Origin of the sequence: Phosphitispora fastidiosa, from assembly GCF_019008365.1 — a bacterium.
Taxonomy (GTDB): domain Bacteria; phylum Bacillota; class Thermincolia; order Thermincolales; family UBA2595; genus Phosphitispora; species Phosphitispora fastidiosa.
In genome coordinates this window covers 1-262 of sequence record NZ_JAHHUL010000153.1, presented here as the reverse complement: position 1 = coordinate 262, position 262 = coordinate 1, and the positions used below count along the sequence as shown (strand labels likewise).

The 262-nt window shown below is 53.8% G+C and carries 1 protein-coding gene; it reads right to left on the bottom strand.

Features of this window, described 5'->3' with window-relative positions; genetic code table 11:
• Positions 1 to 179 (bottom strand): DNA gyrase subunit A (locus Ga0451573_RS19315; RefSeq protein ID WP_231685820.1); only part of this gene is annotated, 179 nt, incomplete at its 3' end.
• Positions 180 to 262 lie beyond the last annotated feature (83 nt).

Here is a 262-nt window from a genome sequence, read left to right as displayed (position 1 = left end):
GCGGACTTACGGTAGGATCTGTTCCAGGACAGGCCCATTTCGTTCATCGCATGCAGGATGCGTCGGTGCACAGGCTTCAGACCATCACGCACGTCGGGCAGTGCGCGGCTGACAATCACGCTCATGGCATAGGAGAGATAGGAGCTTTGCATCTCCTCGATAATGGAAATTGGCTCAATGCCGAAATTTCCGCCTGGTTTATCGTCTTCTGGGCCGGATGGTGGGGTTAGTTCAGACACGAGGCACTCATCTTTCGTATAGA